Source organism: Mesorhizobium sp. M7D.F.Ca.US.004.01.2.1, assembly GCF_003997785.1.
Classification (GTDB): domain Bacteria; phylum Pseudomonadota; class Alphaproteobacteria; order Rhizobiales; family Rhizobiaceae; genus Mesorhizobium; species Mesorhizobium loti.
Map to the genome: position 1 here is coordinate 1 of NZ_RZRQ01000786.1, position 370 is coordinate 370.

Sequence of the window (370 nt, forward strand, 5' to 3'; positions counted from 1 at the left end):
AGTACAACGCCGTCGGCGCCTTCGCCGTCGCCTCATTGCTTGCCGGCCTGGCGCTCGTCACGCTGGTCTTGAAAACACTTCTCGAGATGCGCTACGGCGCCGAGATCGCCGCATCGCGCGGGCATTAATGCATGTCGCCCAAAAGTGGGACCCGGTTTTGGGACAACGACATGCATGAAACAAGAAGTGTATGTCGCCCAAAAATGCCTAGCGGTTTTGGGACAACGACATGCATCGAATGAAAAGGTTCTGTCGATGGAAGTTCGCGTTGCCAACGTGCGCAAGGAGTTTGACCGGTTTCCGGCCCTCCACGACGTGTCGCTCGACATCAAGTCGGGCGAGCTGATCGCGTTGCTGGGGCCGTCCGGCT

The 370-nt window shown here is 58.6% G+C and carries 2 pseudogenes; both read left to right on the forward strand.

Features of this window, described 5'->3' with window-relative positions:
- Positions 1 to 128: pseudogene (cysW, locus tag EN993_RS36800) on the forward strand (sulfate/thiosulfate ABC transporter permease CysW); the annotation flags it as partial.
- A 46-nt stretch (positions 129 to 174) separates the two neighbouring features.
- A pseudogene (locus EN993_RS38250) lies at positions 175 to 370 on the forward strand (hypothetical protein); the annotation flags it as partial.